Origin of the sequence: Polynucleobacter sp. VK25 (assembly GCF_018687355.1) — a bacterium.
Lineage (GTDB): Bacteria > Pseudomonadota > Gammaproteobacteria > Burkholderiales > Burkholderiaceae > Polynucleobacter.
The window spans coordinates 1,874,727-1,895,756 of sequence record NZ_CP061288.1; the positions used below are offsets into that span (position 1 = coordinate 1,874,727).

The window sequence follows — 21,030 nt, forward strand, 5'->3', positions numbered from 1 at the left end:
ATCTGGAATTACAGAACCACGCTAACTAATGGATGCGTGGATAGCGTTCTGTACAACTCGTCTAACTGTTCACGACTAGTAGCAGTAATTGGCAAAGTAATGCCTAAATAATTTCCATCCTTGGATGGGCGCTGCTCAACCTTGCTCTCGTCGAACGTAGGATCAAATTGTTTTGCAATGTGTACTATCGCCGGAAGATATTCTGGATTTGCTTTACCCATGACCTTAATAGGAAAAAGTGATGGGTACTCAATTAGTGATTTTTCTTCAGCCATATGGTCTTTCTATTGATTCTTATTTGCGATGATCTGGCATGCCTAACCAAGCGCCAGTAATGATGTTGCGAATGCAGTGCAGTCGACGATGGAAAAAATGATCTGCCCCAGGAACTACCTGCACAGTGAGCTCTTGTGGGCGCGCCCAATCCAAAACATCGACCAAAGGAATGGTTTCATCTAATTCACCATGAATCAAAATCGTATCGGCAGGGACTTGGGCCAACGTCCATTTGCCAGCGGCGCTTCCTACCATCACCAAGCGTTCAGCTGGACGACCCAGATCTGAAAGTCTTTGCACCAAATGACTACCAACAAAACTTCCAAAAGAGAATCCTGAAACCACCAAGGGTAAAGTGTTTGAGTTTGCCACCCAGGATTGATTTGCAGTAGCCTCGAATTGCCCCCAGCTAGACGGCGTGCGCATCCAGTCAGTAACGTGAAGTAGATCTTCTAATTCACCCACGCCGTTATCATGAATACCTTCTGTCCCACCGACACCACGAAAGTTTGGACGCACGCTTACGTAACCCAATTGGTTGAAAGCCCGTGCCATCGTTTGCGCAACTTTGTTATCCATTGTTCCACCCATCAAAGGATGTGGATGCGCGATAAGAGCCAAACCACGCACTACAAATGCAGGATCATTTTTTAATTCATCCGGAAGATCAATGGACATTTCCATTGATCCAACAATTCCCTGAATATGAATTACTTTAGTGCGACTATTCATAAAAAACTTTCAGCTCTTCAAATTATTAAGTCAGCTGCAAGCGCTCTACTGGGCGTCCTGCAATTAAGTGAGATTGGATGATTTCTTCAACATCATCCTTATCCACAAAGGTGTACCAAGTGCCTTCCGGATAGATGACCATCACAGGCCCATCAGAGCATCGATCTAAGCACCCAGCTTTATTCACGCGAATCTTCCCAGGGCCTGCAAGACCAAGCTCTTTCACTCTTTTTTTGGCATAGTCGAATAAAGCAAAGGCATTGTGCTGATCGCAACACTCCTCGCCATTGCTGCGCTGATTTAAACAAAAAAATAGGTGGTGTGAAAAACTCATAAAAAAATTATATTCATCAATGTTTCGGTTTAGGGGCTATGGCGCTTCGAATCATCCAAACAAGAGCCAAAGGTAACCATACTACTGAAACCCACTGCATCAGTTCATTAAAGTGCAATAGACGCCCTTGATACCAATGCCTTAGCGTCAGTATGAAATAGGGATTGTCAGGCAAAATATTTACCGCAATTGTGGTGCCAAGCAAGCAAATCAACGCTATCCAGAACTTAGTTCGTGGCATTAACGGCAAAGCCCATTTCAGCAAGATGCTGCCTAAGGCCATTCCCCAAAGAGCGCCGGCAGTAAGCCAAATCAAACTAAATTCAGTGCCAAATTGAAGGGCAGTAAACAAAATCTTGATTAATACCGTTAGACCAAGCAACCCATTCAGGATCCGCCACTGCGGAGCCTTAGTGCGGAGTCCTAGCGAGAGCAACAAAGCAACGCCAAGCCAGCAGAGCGTTGTGATAACCGTCTCTTGAATGACGTGGTTAATTACTAAAGTGCCCCAATCTACCGAGCCAAAGATGGCATGCCCCCACACTCCCGTCCCAAGCCAAGAGCTTTGGGGATAAATTTGCGACCATGGAAATAAAAGAAACAAGGCGCAAGCTGCCCAATTCAGCCCAAACCATTGATCAAAACGTCTACGGATTGCACTCCCAGAAAGCCACTGTGGTCCAAGAGGAATCGCTAACAAGCCTCCCAATAGACCACCCAAAATATTAGCCCACCAGTCCATCTGACTTGGTATTCGAGTAGGCAACCAAGACTGCAAAGTCTCTACGCTCAGCGCCAAAGATGCACTTAAGCCCAGAGCAATTCCAAGCGCTACATAGTTGCGCCAACGTGGATAGGCTGCAAACATCACCAAAAATCCAAACGGAATATAGGCCAAGATATTGGCCGACACGTCAAATAGCGTAATAAAACGAGGCAAAGGTGCATTTAGCCATGCCCATGCCACTATGCCGTTCTTAAAATCAAAGTCAAAGGGGTTGAGGCTGACATAGAGGATCAAAAGCGCGTAGCTCAAGCTCATAGCCCTAGCCAATGGCATAGCCTGGAGAGGCCATACCAACTTTCGGGGTCGCTGATCTTTTTGATCCATCCCACAATTCTAGGTCAGACCTTTCTACAATGGCGGAATGACTGCAAATTGCATCCTTGAGCGCGTTAGTGAGACCAAATCCACAAACGATGATCTTTTGACGCGCTGGCGTGCGGGCGAGCTTATCGACCCTGTCGCTCGTATTGCGCACAAACAAACTGCTGGCAAAGGAAGGGCTGGTCGATCATGGTTGGCCAATCCAGAAGATTCCCTCTGCTTTTCTTTGGCATTTCCATTTAAAAGAACCCCTGCTGAACTCAGCGGACTTAGTCTATTGGTAGGCTTAGCGGTGATTACTGGCATTGCGCAGGCTTGCGATCTCAGTGAGGCACAGCTTCAGGCTGCGGGACTTCGTTTGAAATGGCCCAATGACTTACTTCTAAATAACAGCAAACTCGGCGGCATTCTGATTGAAGGTGGTCAAGCAAAAGCAGGTGACCCAACCTGGATGATTATTGGGGTTGGCATTAACTTACGTAATGCAGAGCTGATTGAAGCAAATTTAGATTCAGGGCTAAAGGTGAGCTCGCTCTCGCAGCTGACCAATACGCTTCCTGATGTTGAATACCTTTGGCTTAAATTAATTGCCTCCCTTGAACAACATCTCGTAGAGTTTGATCTTCATGGCTTTAAACCTTGTCAAGCAACTTGGATGCAGTGGGATGCTTATCAAGATCAGCCTATATATATTTCCGGTGCCGGCAAAGATCCTATTTATGGCATTGCAAAAGGTGTAGATGAAACAGGGGCATTACTATTACAACAAGATAACAAAACAATCGCTATTCATGCGGGTGATGTTTCATTACGGATTCAATCATGAGCCTCTATTTATTTTTTGATGTTGGTAACACACGCCTTAAATGGGCTGCTGTAGAGTCAACTCAAAATCCAAGCGATCAACAAAAAAAGTTATGGGCTTACTCTGGATCAATTAGCAGTAAATCTTTACAGTCTCCAGAACATCGGACTGAGTTGGCTGACTATATTGCTAAAACATTGCCAAAACCGGCCGCTATTGGATTTTGCTGTGTTGCAGGTAAAGAAGCGATCACCAACCTCAAATCCCTATTTCCACAATGGAGCGATCTTGAATGGAGAGAGTTAAAGGGAGATAGTCCTTACACAGGAATGCGCAGCCTGTATCAAGATACTAGCAAGCTCGGGGCTGATCGCTGGGCTGCGCTGATAGGTGCCCGCGCCCTATCGAATAAAAATACTTTAATTGTGAATGCCGGCACTGCTACAACCATCGACCTACTGGGCGCAAATGGCGTACATTACGGCGGTTGGATTTTGCCTGGCCTTGCACTGATGCAAGCCAGTTTGGCAAACAATACTGCGCAGCTAGATTTAGCTACACGCTCAGATCAGCATGGTCTTGGTACTTGCACTAATGATGCAATCATTAGTGGATGTGATGCAGCACAAGTTGGTGCGATCTTGTATGGCATACATCATGCAAAAGAATTAAATATTCCTATCGAAAAAATTTGGCTTGATGGTGGCAATGCCAAAATCCTTGCAAAGGAAATTACACAGACCACTTTACCGGCCAAGCAAGTGCTTGAGGTAACTGATGGATTGGTGCTGCGGGGTACTTGGGCTTGGTTACTACAAAATCTTTAAGAGCGGATCTTACCCAATAGGCTTGTAGTGGAGCGCTCATATAGGAAAGGTATTGCAACAGCCGTACCGCCCCAACTTTTCACCAAATGCGTTTCAGCTAAGGTATCGATTTCATAATCGCCGCCCTTGACGTAAATATCAGGACGAATTTTTTCAATTAAGTTGACTGGTGTTTGTTCGGTAAACAACACAGCCATGTCCACGCTTTCCAGCGCTGCTAACAGCGCCTGACGATCAGCCTCAGAGTTAATAGGCCTGTCATCACCTTTGCCCAACATCTTGACTGAGGCATCTGAATTCACACCCACCACCAAACTAGCGCCCAATGCACGGGCTTGTGCCAAGTAACTAGCATGGCCACGGTGCAGAATATCGAAGACCCCATTAGTAAATACCAATGGTCGAGGAAGATTTGCAAGGCGCGTACCAAGCTGCTCTGGTGGGCAGACTTTAGCTTCAAAAGAGGGGGGTGGCAAATGACTCATAACTCAATATTAATGGCAATCTTGTAAGGCCAGCGTTATTACCCAGAATGTCTTAGACTTGGGCTCTATCAAGCGAATTTAAAGGCGCAATATGCACCGTAATCGAATACATTGGCTCTTTGGCTTATTAATCCTGCTATCTGGACTGCAGACTGCCAATGCTGCGCCCAACTGCAGTCCTCTACTCTCCCATACTTTTCCTCGCCTCCAAGATGAGGCGCCACAAAATCTTTGCCAATACCAAGGCAAAGTCATTTTGGTTGTAAACACAGCGAGCTTTTGTGGCTTTACAAGTCAATACGAAGGCCTTGAGAAGCTCTATGCCAAATACAAAGATCAGGGCTTTGTAGTTTTAGGCTTTCCCTCTAATGACTTCGGACAACAGGAGCCAGGCAGTAATAAGGAGATTGCCGATTTCTGCAAAAACACTTACGACGTGAAATTTCCGATGTTTGCTAAGAGCGTAGTTTCTGGAAGTAATCCAAACCCCTTATTTAAGATGTTGATTGCTAAAACGGGCACAACGCCAAAATGGAATTTCTATAAATACCTAATAGACCGTAATGGCAATGTTATTGATTCTTTTGGAAGCATGACAAAACCCAGTAGCAGCAGCATTACAGGTCCAATTGAAAAGCTTTTAGGAGAAAAAGCGCAGTGAGTAAAAAACAAATTGCCATTATTGGCGCGGGCATCTCGGGATTAGGCTGCGCTTACGCTTTAAGACAACATCCAGAATTTGAAATCACCCTATACGAAGCCGGCAATCATATTGGCGGTCATAGCAATACAGTGGACTTCACTTGCAACATTGATGGACAAGAAATCACCCATGGTGTTGATACCGGATTCTTAGTCTTCAATCGTAAGACCTATCCACGACTTGTTCGGCTATTTGAAGAAATTCAAGCCCCGGTTGCACCTTCAGAAATGTCTTTTTCTGTATCGATTGATGCCACAGGAAAATCTGGGAAACATAAAAAGATTGAATGGGCAGGTAACGACATTAATTCTTTCTTTGGCCAACGATCTAATCTGCTCTCTCCATCATTTTGGAGAATGGCCTACGACATCCTACGCTTTAACCGCTTAGCTACTCAGCTAGCACATCAACAAATTGAAGCGGGTCATTTATATAAAGAGCCCGATGAAAAAATTGCGGATTTTTTAAAGCGTCATCGTTTTAGTCAAAGCTTCAAAGAAAATTATTTTCTCCCAATGATTGGCGCAATTTGGTCATGTTCTGTTGAGCAGATGTTGGAGTTTCCAATTCAGACGATGGTCCGCTTCTGTCATAACCACGGTCTTTTGCAAATTCAAAATCGCCCACAATGGCTTACGATTAAGGGCGGCTCACGAGAGTATGTAAAGCGAATTGTTGCGGCCTTAGTAAAACAACAGGTCACCATTAAGCGCGAGTGTGTTCTGCGCGTAAATACAAGCCAGGGAAGTGAGCAGGTAGAGGTCATCAGCCAGTCAGGCTCAGCGCACTTTGACGAGGTCATCATGGCCTGTCATAGCGACCAAACCCTAGATTTAGTTCATGGCATTGATCAACAAGCTAGGAATATTCTTGCAGCAGTTCCATATCAAAAGAACCGAGCAATTTTGCATACTGATATCCGCTTCTTACCCGAAGCAAAGCACTGCTGGGCAGCGTGGAACTACACCGCAAAATCTGGTGACAAACCAAACGCAAAACAACATGTCAGCGTTAACTATTTAATCAATCGCCTACAGCCACTACCGGATCAACTGCAGAACACACAAATTATTGTTAGTCTGAATCCTTCAGAAGAGCCAGACCCAACACTAGTTCATCAAGAGATTCACTATTCGCACCCCGTGTTTGATATGAGTGCAATACAAGCCCAGAAAGAGCTTCCGATGATTCAAGGAAACGCTTCCATTTGGTATTGCGGCGCCTGGACAGGCTTCGGATTTCATGAGGATGGCTTACGCTCTGGTGAGCTAGTAGCTGAAGCTCTCATTGAAAGCGTCCGCCAACCCATAAGAGCCAAACAAGATATCTAATCAATGGCGCAAGCAAAGATTAACTTTGGAGTAGTAAAACACCAGCGCGTACGGCCGGCTAAGAACGCTTTTGGCTATGGTGTATTTACTGTTTCGATACCCATGCGCGCGCGCAGTGCAGATCCTAAACTCCTTGATCAAAATGGATTAAGCGACAACCACTGGGGGCTTTGTGCATTCTTTGATAAAGACCATGGCCTAGGAGAATCCAATAGCCTGGCATGGATCGAAAAGATTCTTGCTGAGAACGGCGTACAAAATATTGACGGGGAAATTTGGCTGCAAACTTTTCCAAGGGTACTAGGCTATGTCTTTAATCCAGTCAGTTTTTGGATTTGCACTCGAGCTAATGGCAAAGTACAGGCTGTGTTGGCTGAAGTAAATAATACCTTTGGTGAGCGCCACTGCTATTTGCTGCATAAAGATTCTGGTGAAGAGCTTTATTCAGGCGAGACTCTTACTAGCAAAAAAGTATTCCATGTTTCACCGTTTTGTGAAGTGCGAGGCGATTACCACTTTCGCTTTTTATTTCCCAAAGATAGCAGTAGCGGAAAAAACAATGTCTGCCGCATTGAACTGCATGAGGATGGCCTACCCCTAATCAATACCAGCATCAGCGGCACCAGTCGCCCCTTAAGCCAAAGCAATGTTGCCCTGGCGCTGATGCGCTACCCATTGATGAGCTTGGGCGTCATTTTCCGCATTCATTGGCAAGCATTGAAATTGTGGATAAAAGGTGTACCCTTTCATTCAAAACCTAAACCCCCAGAACTTGAAGTCAGCAGATGAATCGCCCCGGACAATCCCTACTCTCTAGATTAAATTTTTCTCGCCCGCAAGGGCAAGCTGGCTCCTCCTATCAATATCAAATTAGTGCAAAGACACTTCTCACACTCTTAACTCAGCTTAGCAGTGGCCATCTAAAAGTCACGTTACCGACTGGTGAAAAGCGTGAGTTTGGCAACCACAGCGATGCTTTACATGCTGAAATTCATGTCTTGGAGTGGTCAGTATTTAAAGAGATCATGTCGCATGGTGATATTGGTTTTGCCGAGAGCTATATCCAGGGGAAATGGAATACTCCTGATCTCAAAGCGCTGCTTGAGCTCGCGATACGTAATCGAACTATTTTAGAAAAAGCCATTTATGGCAATTGGTATGGCTCTATTTTTTATCGCCTCAAGCATTGGCTAAGAGATAACACCAAAGCCGGAAGTCGCAAGAATATTCATGCGCATTACGACTTAGGCAATGCTTTCTATACGCTTTGGCTTGACCCTACCATGAGCTACTCCAGCGCCTGGTTTTCTGAAGGCGATAAGCAAACCTTGGCAGATGCGCAACGAGCAAAGATCAGTCGCATTCTTGACTCACTCCAAACAAAGCCTGGAAATCACATTTTAGAAATTGGCTGTGGCTGGGGCGGTGTAATGGAAGAGTCTCTGCGCAACAATAGGTCCATTACAGGGCTCACCTTATCTACAGAACAAAAAGCTTTCGCAGAAAAACGTTTAGCTACAGTGCAGACACAAGTATCCAATCCCTCTGCATTTGAAGTGCGTCTGCAAGACTATCGTGATTGCCAAGAGAAATTTGATGGCATTGCTTCAGTTGAAATGTTTGAAGCGGTTGGAGAAAAACATTGGCCAGAATATTTTGAAACGATTGCCAAATGCCTTAAAGCTGGTGGCAAAGCCTGCATTCAAACCATCGTCATCGCAGAAGATCTCTTTGATCGCTATCGCCGCAACACTGACTTTATTCAGCAATATGTGTTCCCCGGCGGTATGCTGCCCTCTCGATCAAGCTTTAAGGCAAGCGCTGCTAAAGCTGGATTGCAAATTGAGGATGAGTTTGAATTTGGTACAGATTATGCAAAAACACTTTGCCTTTGGCGTGATAGCTTTAATCAGAAACTTCAAGAGGTCCGTCAATTGGGCTTTGATGAGGCCTTCATTCGACTCTGGAACTTCTACCTGATGTATTGCGCTGCAGGTTTCACTGAACGTAATATTGATGTGGTGCAATTTACCCTCAGTCACCAACCAACATCAACATCTTCTGATACTCTGAGGGCATGAAACAATCTGGTATTGAGAAATTCTCAGGCAAAAGAGTCTGGGTCATTGGCGCCTCTAGCGGCATCGGGGAGGCATGTGCAAAGGCGCTACTTCTCAAAGGTGCGAAGGTAGCGCTTTCTAGCCGAAGGGCAGAACGATTAAACCAAATTGCACTTGCTGGCGGAGATGATCAAACCCTGGTTATTCCATTGGATGTCACAGACGATGCGCAACTAAAAGATGGCTACACAACCATCATGAGCGCTTGGGGTGGAATTGATCTCCTGCTGTTTGTATCAGGAATGTATGTACCGCTCCGCGCAGATAATTTTGATATCAAGGTTGCAGAAAATACGATTGACGCCAATCTTTTGGGGCCGATGAGAGCAGTTGCATTAGTGATGCCAGAAATGCTCAAGGCCCACTCAGGGCATATTGCCATCGTTGGCAGTGTTGCAGGTTATAGCGGTCTTCCAAAGGCTTTAGCCTATGGGCCAAGTAAAGCAGCCATCATTAATTTTTGTGAGAATTTATATTACGACTTACTGCCCACCGGAGTCAGCGTACATATGATCTCACCGGGCTTTGTGGCTACGGAAGCTACTGCACAGAATGACTTTGAAATGCCAGCCCTCATTAGCGCCGAAGAGGCTGCTCAGGAAATTTTGGCAGGGATACATAAGGGGGAATTTGATATTCACTTCCCTAAACGCTTCTCAAGATTCTTAAAGCTTCTGCGAATCTTGCCTTATCCAATCTACTTTTGGATTGTGCGTCGCTTCGTCAAAATCTAAGTAATGATGAAATGATGCAGTGACACGGTAACGAACGCCTCACTGCCTTATTCGTTACTGCTTGTACTTATCTTTGCGGATTTTGTCTTCTAGATAATCCATCACCGCGATGGCTTTAGCTTTGGATCCTGCAATAGAGGGCGATGTTACGTACTTGCCCTGCATCACAATTGTAGGGACTCCATCAATACGATAGGCCTCTGTTAATTGCTTGGCAGCTCGCGCTTTAGATACCACCGCGAATGAGCGATAGGTTGCCAAGAAGGTATTGCGATCAATGCCTTGAGATGCAACCCAATCCGCAATCTCTGACTCAGTTAAGAGACGCTTATTCTCTTTGTGCATGGCATACATGACTTTTTCATTCAAGGCGTCAGCTTTGCCCATAGATTCCAGGGCGTAATACATCTGACTATGCGGCAAGAAATCATCGCGGAAGGCTACAGGAACTCTTTTGAAGACGACATCTTTAGGCTGACGCTTTACCCAGCTGCTCAGCTCAGGCTCAAAGTCGTAACAATGTGGGCATCCATACCAAAAGAATTCAATAACCTCTACTTTCCCTTTGGTTTCTACTGGCTGTGCAATAGGCAGCACACGGTAGTCAAAACCCTCTTCAATTTTTTGGCTCTGCGCTGTAGCCAAGCCACTTAAAGAAAGGAGTGCAAATAAGGTAATGAATCTTTTGCTAAATGAAATCATGATTTACTAGATTTAATTAAGGTTGGTTTAATGCCAATGCCGCTCAATTTGTCGCGAACTGCATTGCTCTCTTCAACAGTGTTGTAGGGTCCTATGCGTACACGCCAAAGCGTATTGCCATCACTAGTAACTTCACTTAACTGGGCCTGAATTCCCTGAATGGCTAAGTTTGCTTTTTGTGCATCCGCATCAGCACGCTTAGTAAACGCACCTACTTGCAAGAAATAAATGGAGTCTGATTTAGCTGTAGATGTAGCAGTTGAATCTACAGGCTTATCAGCGGATTTCTTACCATTTACTAAATCACCAATCGGATCTGCTGAAGCGGGTGCAGGTGATTTACCCTGGAGTGGCTTATTCAAATCAATCGGTTCAGCTGGGCTAGCTGCTTCGCCATCGGCTGGTGCAGCAGAAGGTTTGATAGTCAAAGGCAGACTAGGGGCACGCATGCCAGGTCTTTCTTGGGGGGTATTTTTAGAAAGATAAAAGGCGATCACAAAGGCAATGCCCAGACCAGCACCTAGACCCAAAATAAAGCCGAGGATAGTGCCGCCGTATTGGGAATTTTGTTGATTCGGTGTTTTCATCATTTCCTCATCTTACATCTACGCCTCATACCCCGCCATTACATCTTTGCTGGTGCGGATACCCCGAGTACTTTTAGGCCATTTTGCAAAACTTGGCGGGTTGCCAAAAGCAAAGCAAGACGAGCCAATTTTAAATTTTGATCGTCGACCAATACGCGATCGGCGTTATAGAAAGTGTGGAAATCGCCCGCCAAGTCACGTAGATAAAAAGCTAATGCGTGGGGAGCCAACTCTTCTGCAGCAGTCGTTAACATCTCCGGATATTCTGCCAAGCGACGCAACAAGTGATCAGACGCTTTGCTTTGTAAGAGGGATAAATCCGCTTTAGCCAAATCTGATGCTTGTCCACCCCACTGCTGCAGGATTGAGCTGATTCGCGCATATGCATATTGAACATAGAACACAGGGTTCTCATCGTTCTGCTGCAAAGCTAAATCAATATCAAATACAAATTCTGTATCTGCTTTGCGAGAGATCAAGAAAAAGCGCACCGCATCACGACCACGTTGCAATGCTAACTCTCTTTCTTCAGGCGTCATCTCTGGCGTCACGCCACCAGACCATTCAACCAAATCACGCACAGTCACATATGAACCAGCGCGCTTAGAAATTTTTACTTCTTCACCATGGCGCATCACCGTAACCATCTTGTGCAAGACATATTCTGGATACGTTTTAGGAATATCCCAGCCACGCTTCTGCGCTACGCCTTGCAGGCCTGAGCGAACACGGGCAATGGTTCCATGGTGGTCGCTACCTTGAACGTTGATGACTTTTTGAAAACCGCGATTCCACTTACTGGTGTGGTACGCAACGTCAGGTACAAAGTAGGTGAAACTGCCATCCGACTTACGCATCACGCGGTCTTTATCATCCCCGTCATCCGTGCTCTTGAGCCACAAGGCGCCTTCAGATTCATAAGTCTTGCCGATACTTTGCAAATCACCAACAATTTGTGCAACGCTGCCATCGGTATACAAAGAAGATTCCAAGTAATAGCAATCAAATTTAACGCCGAAAGTTTTTAAGTCAATATCCTGCTCATTGCGTAAATAGGCAACTGCAAACTGACGAATCGCTTCGATGTCATCTTTAAATTCTGCGGAAGCTTTAAACGCTTCAGCAATCTCTGCAATATATTCACCGTTATAAGCTTGTTCAGGCCACTTGGCATCACCAGGTTTTAAGCCTTGTAAGCGCGCTTGTACTGATAAGGCTAAATTCGCAATTTGTACGCCAGCATCGTTGTAATAAAACTCACGATGTACTTGAATTCCTTGAGTTGCTAATAAATTAGCCAAGGCATCGCCGAGTGCGGCCTGTCTACCGTGACCAACATGCAATGGGCCGGTTGGATTGGCAGAAACAAACTCAATCATGGCCCTTTGGGCAGCCCCATCACTTGGCGCGGACTTCCCAAAATCGGCACCAGCAGAGATGATCTCACTCACTACCGCAGTCTTGGCAGCATTACTAAGGCGGAAATTAATAAATCCAGGACCAGCAATTTCACAAGATGCAATGAGTTCATTAAAGCCGGCTTGTTGCTGCAAGCGCTCCACCAAGGCTTGCGCCAACTCGCGTGGGTTAAGCTTCCAGGCCTTCGAAAGCTGGAGAGCGATATTACAGGCGACATCTCCATGATCAACAGCCTTAGGACGCTCTAGACGCGGGGCAGGAGCTTCGCTTAAGCCGCGCTCCTGAGCCAAGGCTGCAAGGGCAGCGCTCAGCATTTCAATTAAACGATTTTTATTGGTCGACAACATAGATAAGTGAGTTTATCAGGTGGTAAGCTATCGAAATGATCTATCAATTTCGCTCCAAGGCTGGTCCAGATGTCATCATGCTGGCGGATCTGACTAAGCGAATTTTTGACATTTTAGGGCGCCCCCTAGAGCCTCGGGGCATCCTGACGGTGGAACAACTCCCAAATCTCATTACCGCACTAGAAACTGCCATTCTCAAAGATCTTGAAGAGCGGGCTAAAGCAAATGAGGATGCCGATAAAGGTGCCGAGAAACCCAAGTTAACTGATCGCCTTGGACAGCGCGCTTACCCATTCCTCGAGCTGATGAAACAGGCTAAAGCCAAAGACGAACCCGTCATGTGGGGCGTTTAGTCTATCAAGCTCGCTAGCTGGCGACGGGTGTCTTCAACAGTTTGACCGCGGCGTTTTGCTAAGTCTTCAACCTGATCATCAGATAGTTTGCCTACATTGAAGTAACGCGCATCCGGATGAGCCAAATAGAAGCCGCTCACACTTGACGCTGGATTCATGGCCATCGACTCAGTTAAGGTCATGCCAATATCTTCAGAACCAATGACGCGCAACAAATCTTCCTTGACCTCATGCGCAGGACAGGCCGGATAGCCAGGCGCTGGACGTATGCCGCGATATTCCTCATTAATCATCTGATCATTTGTCAGAATCTCATCGCTTGCATAACCCCAAAGGTCAGTTCGAACGCGATGGTGCATTAATTCTGCAAAGGCTTCTGCTAAGCGATCTGCCAAAGCCTTCAACATAATCGCGCTGTAATCGTCATGCTTCGCCTGAAACTCAGCAACCTTCTTTTCAACGCCGTGACCGGTTGTCACAGCAAAGCAACCAAGGTAATCAGCAACACCAACATCTTTTGGCGCAACGTAATCAGCCAAACATCGATTCGGTCTACGTACGCCATCGATCACTGGGCGCTCGGACTGTTGACGCAAGTTATGCCAAACAAACAAAGGATGTTCGCGAGCCTCATCGCTATAGAGAACGATGTCATCACCAACGGTATTAGCGGGATAGAAAGCCACTACAGCATCAGCTTGTAACCATTGGCCTTTAATCAACTTGTCGAGCAACGCTTGCGCATCTGCATACACCTTGCGCGCTTCAACACCCACAATCTCGTCATCCAAGATTGCAGGAAATTTACCTGCCAAGTCCCAGGTCTGGAAGAATGGTGTCCAGTCGATGTACTTTGCAATATCACTCAGTGCAAAGTTTTTAAATACACGGCGACCAATGAACTTTGGCTTCTCAGGAACATAGGAAGACCAATCGATCATCTCGCGATTCTTGCGAGCCGCTTCTAAAGAAATCGTAGGCGCCGCTTTCTTATTCGCGTGTTGCTCCCGAATGCGTACATAGTCATCACGTAAATCTTGAATAAATTTCTTGGCGCTCTCATCTGAAAGCAAACTAGAGGCGACAGATACTGAGCGCGATGCATCGGGCACGTACACCACTGGGCCATCGTAGTGCGGGGCAATCTTCACAGCAGTATGGACACGCGAAGTAGTTGCGCCACCAATCATCAAAGGAATTTGACGTTCGCGGAACCAATCATCACGCTGCATCTCTTGCGCCACGTAGGTCATCTCTTCTAGAGAAGGTGTAATCAATCCAGATAAACCAACAATGTCAGCATTTTCTTCTTTGGCACGCTTGAGGATCTCTGCGCAAGGCACCATCACGCCCATATTGGCTACTTCAAAGTTATTACATTGCAGAACTACGGTCACAATATTTTTACCAATATCGTGTACATCACCCTTCACAGTAGCCATCACAATCTTGCCTTTGGCCTTCGCTTCGCCACCAGCAGCAATATGTTGACGCTTCTCTTCTTCGATATACGGAATCAAGATGGCAACCGCCTGCTTCATTACACGTGCACTCTTAACCACTTGCGGCAAGAACATTTTGCCGGCGCCAAACAAGTCACCAACGACGTTCATGCCATCCATGAGCGGGCCTTCAATCACTTCGATTGGTCTACCGCCTGCACCCATGATTTCAGCGCGCAATTCTTCAGTATCTTCTTCAATAAAAGTAGTGATGCCGTGAACCAGGGCGTGGGTTAAGCGCTCGCGCACTGGAGCCTCACGCCAAACCAAGTTCTCCACCTGTTTAGCGCCACCGCCCTTAAATTGATCAGCAATATCCAACAGTCGCTCTGTCGGAGTTTTGCCATCTTTTTCTTTGAAGCGATTGAGAACAACATCCTCAACGCGCTCACGCAATTCTGGATCTAAATCTGCATACACACCTAATTGACCGGCGTTCACAATACCCATGTCCATGCCAGCTTGAATGGCGTGATACAGAAACACAGTATGAATCGCTTCGCGGACACGATCATTGCCGCGGAATGAGAAGCTCACATTGGAAACTCCGCCACTTACCTTGGCGCCTGGCAGATTTTCTTTAATCCAGCGAGTGGCATCAATAAAGTCAACGGCATAGTTGTCGTGTTCTTCAATGCCAGTAGCAATTGCAAAAATGTTTGGATCAAAAATAATGTCTTCTGCCGGGAAGCCAATTTCATTTACCAAAATCTCATAGCAACGCTGGCAGATTTCAGTCTTACGCTTAAATGTATCGGCTTGCCCCACTTCATCAAAAGCCATCACTACAGAAGCGGCGCCATAACGACGAATCAAGCGTGCTTGTTTTCTAAAAGACTCTTCGCCCTCTTTCAGGGAGATCGAGTTAACAATGGGTTTGCCCTGAATACACTTTAAGCCCGCCTCAATGACGCTCCACTTAGAGGAGTCGATCATGATAGGCACACGGGCAATATCAGGCTCAGAGGCAATCAAGTTTAAGAAGCGCATCATTGCCGCCTCAGAATCAAGCATTGCTTCATCCATATTGATGTCGATGACTTGCGCACCGTTCTCAACCTGCTGACGCGCCACTACAAGCGCCTCATCAAATTGATTATTCAAAATCATGCGGGAAAATGCTTTTGAGCCTGTGACGTTAGTGCGCTCACCAATATTGACGAAGCCAACATCAGCAGTAACGTTAAAAGGCTCAAGACCGGAAAGCTTCATCGCAGGCATGACTTTTTTCTCAATCTTGCTCATGCTGCCGCCTCTGCATTCTCTTTATAGAAAGCGCGTGGCTTACGTTTCGCAACGGCATTTGCAATTGCACGTATATGGTCAGGCGTAGTACCGCAGCAGCCACCCACTAAATTGACTAAGCCATCTTTTGCAAAGCCATCCACTAGGCTAGAGGTAATTTCTGGTGTCTCATCAAAACCTGTATCGCTCATTGGATTAGGCAGGCCTGCATTAGGGTAGCAAGACACTGCAGCATCGCAAATCCTTGCCAGCTCTGCGATGTAGGGGCGCATCAGTGCAGCACCTAAGGCGCAATTCAAGCCAAAGGTCAGAGGCTTAATGTGGCGTAAGCTATTCCAGAAGGCCTCAACTGTTTGACCAGACAAAATACGTCCTGATGCATCAGTTACCGTTCCAGAAATCATGACTGGCAAACGCTCACCAGTCTCTTCAAAAAATTCATCAAGCGCAAACAATGCTGCTTTGGCATTGAGTGTGTCAAAAATTGTTTCGACTAAAAATAAATCTACACCACCAGCAAATAAACCTTCAATCTGTTCACGATATGAAGCACGTAAAGCATCAAAGGTCACATTACGCGCGCCCGGATCATTTACATCAGGTGAAATGCTAGCCGTCTTCGGTGTTGGTCCAATTGCGCCAGCTGCAAAACGTGGCTTATCTGGGGTGCTGTATTTTTCACAAGCGGCACGTGCCAATCTAGCGGAGACTTCATTCATCTCGCGCGCTAAGCCAGCCATTTTGTAGTCTTCTTGCGCGACTGAAGTGGCGCCAAAAGTATTGGTCTCAATAATGTCTGCACCAGCATCTAAATACTGCTCATGAATCTTGCTAATAATTTGCGGCTGAGTCAAAACCAACAGCTCATTGTTACCTTTGATATCACCTGGATGGTCAGCAAAACGGGTATTACTCGGCAAACCACGATAGTCGGCCTCAGTTAATTTGTATTGCTGAATCATTGTCCCCATGGCGCCATCCAAAATCAGGATGCGCTGCTTTAAAAGCTCAGGAAGCTTTTGACCGCGGGTATAGGGCTGGGACAAACCATTAGATTGCATTGTTAAACCGGGATTAATCTCTAGAATCCCTTATTCTATTGGAAAAGCCACTTTTCATTCACCCCGGAGCCCCTTATGTTTGGAACCATTCCAGAATTTAATCAAAGCCTAGATATGTTTAAGACCATGTGGGGACAAGGTGCTGCAGGTCAAGCGGGGCAGTTCCCCTTCACGGCAGATGCCTCTAAAGCTGCTGGCGGCTTTGCATCCGCTTTCCCGGGTTTAGATGTGGATGAGCTTGAAAAGCGCATCAAAGACCTTAAAAGCGTTGAAAACTGGCTCAATTTGAACCTCAACATCCTGAAGTCCACCATTCAGGGTCTTGAAGTCCAGCATGCCACCATGATGGCCCTCAAGTCCTTTGGCGATGCTGTTTCAGCAGCTAGCTCAGCAGCCAGCTCAACTAGCGCCCCAAAGGAAGAATCTAAGACTAAAACGACTAGCGCTAAACCACGGAAAACCGCAACACGCCGTCCTCGCAAAGCCGGCGATGCAACTTTCCTCGACGAAGTAGGTAATTCAGATGAGCAATAGCCTCACCCATTGCAAATGTGAGTTGATGAATATCTAATTCACGCTTAAACAAGACCGGCACAATCTCCCTAGCATGTGCCGGTTTTTTACATGCGCCCAAGGTATCTGCCAAACGATCATCATGATGCGCTTTCAGTTGCGCAACACGCGGCCTGATGCCAGTAAACGGTTTGCCATGCGAAGGGAGCACTAATGCATCCTCAGGCAATGCTAAATACTTTTCGATAGAGTCAAGATACAAGCCTAGCGGATCTGCATCTGGATCCGCATCATAAACGCTGACATTAGTAGAGATACGTGGCAACAACATATCCCCAGAAATCAACACCCCAAGATCTTTACAAAACAGAGAAGCATGCTCAGGCGCATGTCCATAACCCATGATGACCTGCCACGCACGACCGCCAATCAAAATGAATTCACCATCAATAATGCGGCGATATTGACGCGGCACTCCGGGAACCATATTGCTGTAGTAATTTGAACGTCCCCGAATTTTTTCTAAGTCCTCGGGGGTTGTTAAGCCATGTCTTTGAAAGTGATCTGCAGAACCTCCACTACCTGCACGTGAACCCACTGCAGCACCACCTTCTTTGCAGCTTAACCATTGAGCCGTTAAATAATCCGTCATGGAAATCCACATAGGAACATTCCACTTGTCGCATAGCCATTGCGATAAACCTACATGATCGGGATGCATGTGAGTCACGATGACACGCAAGACTGGCATACCTTCAAGCTGGGTGGCAAAGACCTGATCCCAAGCAGCCTTGGTCTCTTCATTGGCGATACCGCAATCCACAATCGTCCAGCCCGATACGCCATCAATTTCATCACGGAGCAACCAAAGATTGATGTGATCTAAAGCAAAAGGCAGGCGCATTCTGATCCAGCGAACACCTGGAGCAACCTCCATACTGCTACCCACTTCCGGAAGCGCATCTCCTAATGGATAATGAACTACGGCTTCAGCGCTTGCTTGGTTTTGAGTGCTCATAGCTTTACGTGATTTCTTTTATCTTTTTTATCTTTTGTTTCTGGGTTTACTTTGACAACAGTTCCATCGCCTTGCATTAATTGGTGTGACATTAATCCTGAAAATGGTTACTGTCGTGGCTGCTATCGTACCCTGACTGAAATTGCTGATTGGTCAGATCTGAGTAATTCCGAGAAGCTCAAGGTTTGGGCAGAACTCACTACTCGCAAACCTCAAGCGCCACAGTAAAACGGATCTCTCAATCTTGATTGCTTTATTTATTTACGTCGACAATCAAGCGTCCACGAACATTCCCTGCCATTAATTCTTGCGCGTACTTGATCGACTCCTCAAGCGTAATCTCATGAGAGATTTCATCTAAAGTTTTCAAGTCCACTAACTTGCTCAGTTGCTCATAAGCAGCAATCCGTTTTGCACGTGGCACCGTGACACTATTAATGCCGTACAAAGTAACGCCACGCAAAATAAATGGCGCGACGCTAGATGGGAAATCCATACCTTGAGCCAGTCCACAGGCCGCTACAGCGCCATCGCTCTTAGTCTGAGCGCAAGCATTTGCCAGAGTATGGCTACCCACGCTATCAACCACTGCAGCCCAACGCTCTTTAGCCAATGGCTTACCAGGCGCAGATAAAGTGGCACGATCAACCACCTCAGTGGCACCCAATTTTTTCAAGTAATCCGCTTCGGCTATACGACCAGTGCTGGCAACTACAGTGAAACCTAGCTTGCTAAGGAGCGTAATCGCAAAGCTACCCACACCACCTGCAGCACCGGTTACCAAAACTTCTCCATCGCTAGGCTTAAGCCCATGCTTTTGGAGTGCCATGACGCACAGCATGGCGGTATAGCCTGCGGTACCTATAGCTAATGCTTGTTTAGCAGTAAAGCCTTTTGGCAGAGGAATCAACCATTCAGCCTTTACACGAGCTTGCTGACCCAATCCACCCCAATGTCCCTCACCCACTCCCCAGCCATTGAGGAGCACCATATCGCCAGCCTTGAAATCAGGGCTAGTACTCTCTAGTACCTCACCAGCAAAATCGATTCCAGGAACCATGGGAAAGCTTCGAACCACTGGGCCTTTGCCGGTGATAGCCAAGCCATCCTTGTAATTCAGAGTGGAATACAGGACCTTTACTCGAACATCGCCCTGAGGGAGGCTGGCTTCATCCACTTGGGACAATTCTGCGCGATAGCCTTGATCGTCTTTATTTACCAGTATTGCTTTAAACATGTCTCTTCCTTTTAGAACGAGGTATTTCCTCGCAGCAATTGCTTAATAGGTTTATCCTAACGAGCATTGCTAATTATGGGGGTTTCCATGAAAAAAATTCTACTATTAACTACGATTTCTGGCTTTCTGCTTGCGGGATGCTATTCAACGCAGATCAACATGTCTATGGGAAATATGCGTCTCATTAGCTCTAGCGCAGCACCACAGGATGTAATGGATTTCGCTACCAAGACCTGTAAAGATGATTTTTATGAGGGCGCAAGCTTTATATCGAAGGCAGGCAAAGAGTACCGCTTTAAGTGCGTTAAAGCCGAAGAAAACGAAATCTTGATTCCCATTCCCGGCACAACCATTGCCGCCCCAGCAAAAGCTGAAGCTAAGTAAGCAAAGACTAATGACCCCATTTACTTCACAAGAACTACGCAAAGGTTTTGCTTCATTTGCAACTGGGGTCACTGTCATCACCTGTTTGGATGAAGAAAATAATCCACACGGCATTACGATTAGCTCGTTTAATACTGTCTCACTAGAGCCACCACTTATTTTGTGGAGTCTTAAAAAGCATTCGCGACTGATGCCCTGGGTCGAGCTTGGCAAGAAACATCTCATTCATGTTTTAGAGCGCTCACAAGAAGATTTAGCAATGCATTTTGCTACCGTGAAGACCGATCAGTTTAAAGACGTTGACCACAAGATAGCTGCCAGTGGCCTCACCCAAATTGATCATTGCGTGGCTTATTACGAATGCGAAACTGTTTGCGTTCACATTGGCGGTGATCACAACATTATTGTTGCCAAAGTTGTTCAATTAAAAAATCATCCTGAACGCGAGCCCCTCATTTTTGCCCGCAGCAAATTTGTTGGGCTTGATTTCACAGAAGCCAAAACCAGCTAATCCAATTAACTTCCAAGGGAAATACCATGATGCGTTTATGGGGTCGTGCAAGTTCTATTAACGTTCAAAAAGTTTTGTGGTGTCTTGCTGAGCTTGGGCTTAAAGAGGGCAAGGACTTTGAGCGAATTGATGCCGGACTACAGTTTGGCAAAAATAATACGCCTGAGTTTCTCAAAATGAATCCAAATGGGCTTGTGCCTACTCTCGAAGATGGCGACACAGTACTTTGGGAATCCAATACCATTCTGCGCTACTTGGCACGTCAACACGATAAAGTAGGGCGCTTCTCTACAGACATCAAGACGCAATATGAATCAGAAAAGTGGATGGATTGGCAATTGGGCACAATGTGGCCAGTACTGCGAGTTGTGTTTCTTGGTCTGACCAGAACCCCTGAAGCCGAGCGTAACTACCAAGCGATTTTGAATAGCTATCAAGAAACCAATCGACTGCTCGGATTGCTAGATCAAACATTAGCAAATCAAAGCTACTGCTCGGGCAATCAATTTCAGATTGGAGATATTGTTTTGGCTCTTTGCGTCAGCCGCTGGATTTTGCTACACAATAGCTTCCCGCAGCAAACGGGGGAACGCGCCAACCTCAAGAACATTGATGCTTGGCTAAAGCGTTTAGAAGAAGAGACTTGCGTTAACGAAATTATTGAAAAAGAGCTCAATATCGTTAAGTAGTCTCTCC

The 21,030-nt window shown here is 46.2% G+C and carries 25 protein-coding genes; 13 read left to right on the forward strand and 12 right to left on the reverse strand.

Annotated features, from left to right (window positions below; genetic code table 11):
* Positions 1-8: 8 nt before the first annotated feature.
* The 4 genes from AOC21_RS09440 to AOC21_RS09455 are packed head-to-tail and all read right to left on the reverse strand — an operon-like array spanning position 9 to position 2,384.
* Positions 9-275 carry a DUF493 family protein gene (locus AOC21_RS09440; protein ID WP_072582654.1) on the reverse strand — a complete coding sequence of 89 codons (267 nt, stop codon included), beginning with the start codon at positions 273-275 and terminating at the stop codon, positions 9-11.
* Positions 276-294: 19 nt separating this feature from the next.
* On the reverse strand, positions 295-1,008 hold the full coding sequence (locus AOC21_RS09445; protein WP_215391726.1) for an alpha/beta hydrolase: 714 nt from the start codon (positions 1,006-1,008) through the stop codon (positions 295-297).
* 25 nt (positions 1,009-1,033) lie between these two features.
* The gene (locus tag AOC21_RS09450) at positions 1,034-1,342 is read right to left on the reverse strand and encodes a ferredoxin (protein WP_215391727.1); all 309 of its coding nucleotides are present in this window, start codon (positions 1,340-1,342) and stop codon (positions 1,034-1,036) included.
* A gap of 16 nt (positions 1,343-1,358) precedes the next feature.
* Entirely contained in the window at positions 1,359-2,384 is a 1,026-nt protein-coding gene (locus AOC21_RS09455) for a VanZ family protein (protein ID WP_251371502.1), read from the reverse strand.
* Between the two features lie 106 nt (positions 2,385-2,490).
* On the opposite strand from AOC21_RS09455, the gene AOC21_RS09460 reads away from it, so the two are divergent.
* Together AOC21_RS09460 and AOC21_RS09465 are read left to right on the forward strand one after the other, a co-directional pair.
* On the forward strand, positions 2,491-3,276 hold the full coding sequence (locus AOC21_RS09460) for a biotin--[acetyl-CoA-carboxylase] ligase (protein ID WP_215391729.1): 786 nt from the start codon (positions 2,491-2,493) through the stop codon (positions 3,274-3,276).
* Positions 3,273-4,082, forward strand: coding sequence for a type III pantothenate kinase (locus AOC21_RS09465; RefSeq protein ID WP_215391730.1), 810 nt, complete (start codon positions 3,273-3,275; stop codon positions 4,080-4,082). The genes AOC21_RS09460 and AOC21_RS09465 overlap by 4 nt, the downstream gene beginning before the upstream one ends.
* On the opposite strand, the gene rfaE2 is transcribed toward AOC21_RS09465, so the two are convergent.
* A complete protein-coding gene (rfaE2, locus tag AOC21_RS09470; protein ID WP_215391731.1) occupies positions 4,079-4,567 on the reverse strand; it encodes a D-glycero-beta-D-manno-heptose 1-phosphate adenylyltransferase in 489 nt (162 codons plus the stop codon). The genes AOC21_RS09465 and rfaE2 overlap by 4 nt on opposite strands.
* Positions 4,568-4,658: 91 nt before the next feature.
* Here rfaE2 and AOC21_RS09475 point away from each other — a divergent pair, with 91 nt between their 5' ends.
* The 5 genes from AOC21_RS09475 to AOC21_RS09495 are packed head-to-tail and all read left to right on the forward strand — an operon-like array spanning position 4,659 to position 9,455.
* Entirely contained in the window at positions 4,659-5,228 is a 570-nt protein-coding gene (locus AOC21_RS09475; RefSeq protein ID WP_215391732.1) for a glutathione peroxidase, read from the forward strand.
* Positions 5,225-6,601 (forward strand): NAD(P)/FAD-dependent oxidoreductase, encoded by a 1,377-nt coding sequence (locus AOC21_RS09480; protein ID WP_215391733.1) that lies wholly within the window; start codon positions 5,225-5,227, stop codon positions 6,599-6,601. Before AOC21_RS09475 ends, AOC21_RS09480 begins: the two co-directional genes overlap by 4 nt.
* 3 nt (positions 6,602-6,604) lie before the next feature.
* Positions 6,605-7,390, forward strand: a complete 786-nt coding sequence (locus tag AOC21_RS09485) for a DUF1365 domain-containing protein (RefSeq protein WP_215391734.1) — start codon at positions 6,605-6,607, stop codon at positions 7,388-7,390.
* A complete protein-coding gene (locus AOC21_RS09490) occupies positions 7,387-8,682 on the forward strand; it encodes a cyclopropane-fatty-acyl-phospholipid synthase family protein (protein ID WP_215391735.1) in 1,296 nt (431 codons plus the stop codon). The genes AOC21_RS09485 and AOC21_RS09490 overlap by 4 nt, the downstream gene beginning before the upstream one ends.
* Positions 8,679-9,455 (forward strand): SDR family oxidoreductase, encoded by a 777-nt coding sequence (locus AOC21_RS09495; RefSeq protein ID WP_215391736.1) that lies wholly within the window; start codon positions 8,679-8,681, stop codon positions 9,453-9,455. Before AOC21_RS09490 ends, AOC21_RS09495 begins: the two co-directional genes overlap by 4 nt.
* Positions 9,456-9,509: 54 nt before the next feature.
* Here the strand turns inward: AOC21_RS09495 and AOC21_RS09500 are convergent, their stop codons facing one another.
* The 3 genes from AOC21_RS09500 to argS are packed head-to-tail and all read right to left on the reverse strand — an operon-like array spanning position 9,510 to position 12,510.
* Positions 9,510-10,157: a thiol:disulfide interchange protein DsbA/DsbL gene (locus AOC21_RS09500; RefSeq protein WP_215391737.1), complete on the reverse strand. Its 648-nt coding sequence runs from the start codon at positions 10,155-10,157 to the stop codon at positions 9,510-9,512.
* Positions 10,154-10,747: an SPOR domain-containing protein gene (locus AOC21_RS09505; protein ID WP_215391738.1), complete on the reverse strand. Its 594-nt coding sequence runs from the start codon at positions 10,745-10,747 to the stop codon at positions 10,154-10,156. The genes AOC21_RS09500 and AOC21_RS09505 overlap by 4 nt, the downstream gene beginning before the upstream one ends.
* Before the next feature lie 35 nt (positions 10,748-10,782).
* Positions 10,783-12,510, reverse strand: coding sequence for an arginine--tRNA ligase (gene argS / locus AOC21_RS09510; protein WP_215391739.1), 1,728 nt, complete (start codon positions 12,508-12,510; stop codon positions 10,783-10,785).
* A gap of 35 nt (positions 12,511-12,545) precedes the next feature.
* Here argS and AOC21_RS09515 point away from each other — a divergent pair, with 35 nt between their 5' ends.
* Positions 12,546-12,863 carry a DUF1840 domain-containing protein gene (locus tag AOC21_RS09515; RefSeq protein ID WP_215391740.1) on the forward strand — a complete coding sequence of 106 codons (318 nt, stop codon included), beginning with the start codon at positions 12,546-12,548 and terminating at the stop codon, positions 12,861-12,863.
* On the opposite strand, the gene metH is transcribed toward AOC21_RS09515, so the two are convergent.
* Together metH and AOC21_RS09525 are read right to left on the reverse strand one after the other, a co-directional pair.
* On the reverse strand, positions 12,860-15,610 hold the full coding sequence (metH, locus tag AOC21_RS09520) for a methionine synthase (protein WP_215391741.1): 2,751 nt from the start codon (positions 15,608-15,610) through the stop codon (positions 12,860-12,862). The genes AOC21_RS09515 and metH overlap by 4 nt on opposite strands.
* Positions 15,607-16,671 (reverse strand): homocysteine S-methyltransferase family protein, encoded by a 1,065-nt coding sequence (locus tag AOC21_RS09525; protein ID WP_215391742.1) that lies wholly within the window; start codon positions 16,669-16,671, stop codon positions 15,607-15,609. The genes metH and AOC21_RS09525 overlap by 4 nt, the downstream gene beginning before the upstream one ends.
* Before the next feature lie 75 nt (positions 16,672-16,746).
* On the opposite strand from AOC21_RS09525, the gene AOC21_RS09530 reads away from it, so the two are divergent.
* Positions 16,747-17,205 (forward strand): PhaM family polyhydroxyalkanoate granule multifunctional regulatory protein, encoded by a 459-nt coding sequence (locus AOC21_RS09530; protein WP_072582636.1) that lies wholly within the window; start codon positions 16,747-16,749, stop codon positions 17,203-17,205.
* Here AOC21_RS09530 and AOC21_RS09535 read toward each other — a convergent pair.
* The gene (locus AOC21_RS09535) at positions 17,117-18,202 is read right to left on the reverse strand and encodes an MBL fold metallo-hydrolase (RefSeq protein WP_215391743.1); all 1,086 of its coding nucleotides are present in this window, start codon (positions 18,200-18,202) and stop codon (positions 17,117-17,119) included. The genes AOC21_RS09530 and AOC21_RS09535 overlap by 89 nt on opposite strands.
* A 51-nt stretch (positions 18,203-18,253) precedes the next feature.
* Between AOC21_RS09535 and AOC21_RS09540 the strand changes: the two genes are divergently transcribed.
* Positions 18,254-18,430: a DUF1289 domain-containing protein gene (locus AOC21_RS09540; RefSeq protein WP_215391744.1), complete on the forward strand. Its 177-nt coding sequence runs from the start codon at positions 18,254-18,256 to the stop codon at positions 18,428-18,430.
* Positions 18,431-18,455: 25 nt separating this feature from the next.
* On the opposite strand, the gene AOC21_RS09545 is transcribed toward AOC21_RS09540, so the two are convergent.
* A complete protein-coding gene (locus AOC21_RS09545) occupies positions 18,456-19,439 on the reverse strand; it encodes an MDR family oxidoreductase (protein ID WP_215391745.1) in 984 nt (327 codons plus the stop codon).
* A gap of 87 nt (positions 19,440-19,526) precedes the next feature.
* Here AOC21_RS09545 and AOC21_RS09550 point away from each other — a divergent pair, with 87 nt between their 5' ends.
* Genes AOC21_RS09550 through AOC21_RS09560 form a run of 3 tightly spaced genes read left to right on the forward strand, consistent with a single transcriptional unit; the run spans position 19,527 to position 21,023 of the window.
* Positions 19,527-19,823 carry a hypothetical protein gene (locus AOC21_RS09550; RefSeq protein ID WP_215391746.1) on the forward strand — a complete coding sequence of 99 codons (297 nt, stop codon included), beginning with the start codon at positions 19,527-19,529 and terminating at the stop codon, positions 19,821-19,823.
* A 10-nt stretch (positions 19,824-19,833) separates the two neighbouring features.
* On the forward strand, positions 19,834-20,334 hold the full coding sequence (locus tag AOC21_RS09555) for a flavin reductase family protein (RefSeq protein ID WP_215391747.1): 501 nt from the start codon (positions 19,834-19,836) through the stop codon (positions 20,332-20,334).
* Between the two features lie 26 nt (positions 20,335-20,360).
* Positions 20,361-21,023, forward strand: coding sequence for a glutathione S-transferase family protein (locus tag AOC21_RS09560; RefSeq protein WP_215391748.1), 663 nt, complete (start codon positions 20,361-20,363; stop codon positions 21,021-21,023).
* Positions 21,024-21,030: the final 7 nt, after the last annotated feature.

Excerpts from the sequence above, each read along its gene's own strand:
- AOC21_RS09440 (WP_072582654.1), bottom strand. The coding sequence starts at position 275 with ATGGCTGAAGAAAAATCACTAATTGAGTACCCATCACTTTTTCCTATT.
- AOC21_RS09445 (WP_215391726.1), bottom strand. The coding sequence starts at position 1,008 with ATGAATAGTCGCACTAAAGTAATTCATATTCAGGGAATTGTTGGATCA.
- AOC21_RS09450 (WP_215391727.1), bottom strand. The coding sequence starts at position 1,342 with ATGAGTTTTTCACACCACCTATTTTTTTGTTTAAATCAGCGCAGCAAT.
- AOC21_RS09455 (WP_251371502.1), bottom strand. The coding sequence starts at position 2,384 with ATGAGCTTGAGCTACGCGCTTTTGATCCTCTATGTCAGCCTCAACCCC.
- AOC21_RS09460 (WP_215391729.1), top strand. The coding sequence starts at position 2,491 with ATGACTGCAAATTGCATCCTTGAGCGCGTTAGTGAGACCAAATCCACA.
- AOC21_RS09465 (WP_215391730.1), top strand. The coding sequence starts at position 3,273 with ATGAGCCTCTATTTATTTTTTGATGTTGGTAACACACGCCTTAAATGG.
- rfaE2 (WP_215391731.1), bottom strand. The coding sequence starts at position 4,567 with ATGAGTCATTTGCCACCCCCCTCTTTTGAAGCTAAAGTCTGCCCACCA.
- AOC21_RS09475 (WP_215391732.1), top strand. The coding sequence starts at position 4,659 with ATGCACCGTAATCGAATACATTGGCTCTTTGGCTTATTAATCCTGCTA.
- AOC21_RS09485 (WP_215391734.1), top strand. The coding sequence starts at position 6,605 with ATGGCGCAAGCAAAGATTAACTTTGGAGTAGTAAAACACCAGCGCGTA.
- AOC21_RS09490 (WP_215391735.1), top strand. The coding sequence starts at position 7,387 with ATGAATCGCCCCGGACAATCCCTACTCTCTAGATTAAATTTTTCTCGC.
- AOC21_RS09495 (WP_215391736.1), top strand. The coding sequence starts at position 8,679 with ATGAAACAATCTGGTATTGAGAAATTCTCAGGCAAAAGAGTCTGGGTC.
- AOC21_RS09500 (WP_215391737.1), bottom strand. The coding sequence starts at position 10,157 with ATGATTTCATTTAGCAAAAGATTCATTACCTTATTTGCACTCCTTTCT.
- AOC21_RS09505 (WP_215391738.1), bottom strand. The coding sequence starts at position 10,747 with ATGATGAAAACACCGAATCAACAAAATTCCCAATACGGCGGCACTATC.
- argS (WP_215391739.1), bottom strand. The coding sequence starts at position 12,510 with ATGTTGTCGACCAATAAAAATCGTTTAATTGAAATGCTGAGCGCTGCC.
- AOC21_RS09515 (WP_215391740.1), top strand. The coding sequence starts at position 12,546 with ATGATCTATCAATTTCGCTCCAAGGCTGGTCCAGATGTCATCATGCTG.
- metH (WP_215391741.1), bottom strand. The coding sequence starts at position 15,610 with ATGAGCAAGATTGAGAAAAAAGTCATGCCTGCGATGAAGCTTTCCGGT.
- AOC21_RS09525 (WP_215391742.1), bottom strand. The coding sequence starts at position 16,671 with ATGCAATCTAATGGTTTGTCCCAGCCCTATACCCGCGGTCAAAAGCTT.
- AOC21_RS09530 (WP_072582636.1), top strand. The coding sequence starts at position 16,747 with ATGTTTGGAACCATTCCAGAATTTAATCAAAGCCTAGATATGTTTAAG.
- AOC21_RS09535 (WP_215391743.1), bottom strand. The coding sequence starts at position 18,202 with ATGAGCACTCAAAACCAAGCAAGCGCTGAAGCCGTAGTTCATTATCCA.
- AOC21_RS09545 (WP_215391745.1), bottom strand. The coding sequence starts at position 19,439 with ATGTTTAAAGCAATACTGGTAAATAAAGACGATCAAGGCTATCGCGCA.
- AOC21_RS09550 (WP_215391746.1), top strand. The coding sequence starts at position 19,527 with ATGAAAAAAATTCTACTATTAACTACGATTTCTGGCTTTCTGCTTGCG.
- AOC21_RS09555 (WP_215391747.1), top strand. The coding sequence starts at position 19,834 with ATGACCCCATTTACTTCACAAGAACTACGCAAAGGTTTTGCTTCATTT.
- AOC21_RS09560 (WP_215391748.1), top strand. The coding sequence starts at position 20,361 with ATGATGCGTTTATGGGGTCGTGCAAGTTCTATTAACGTTCAAAAAGTT.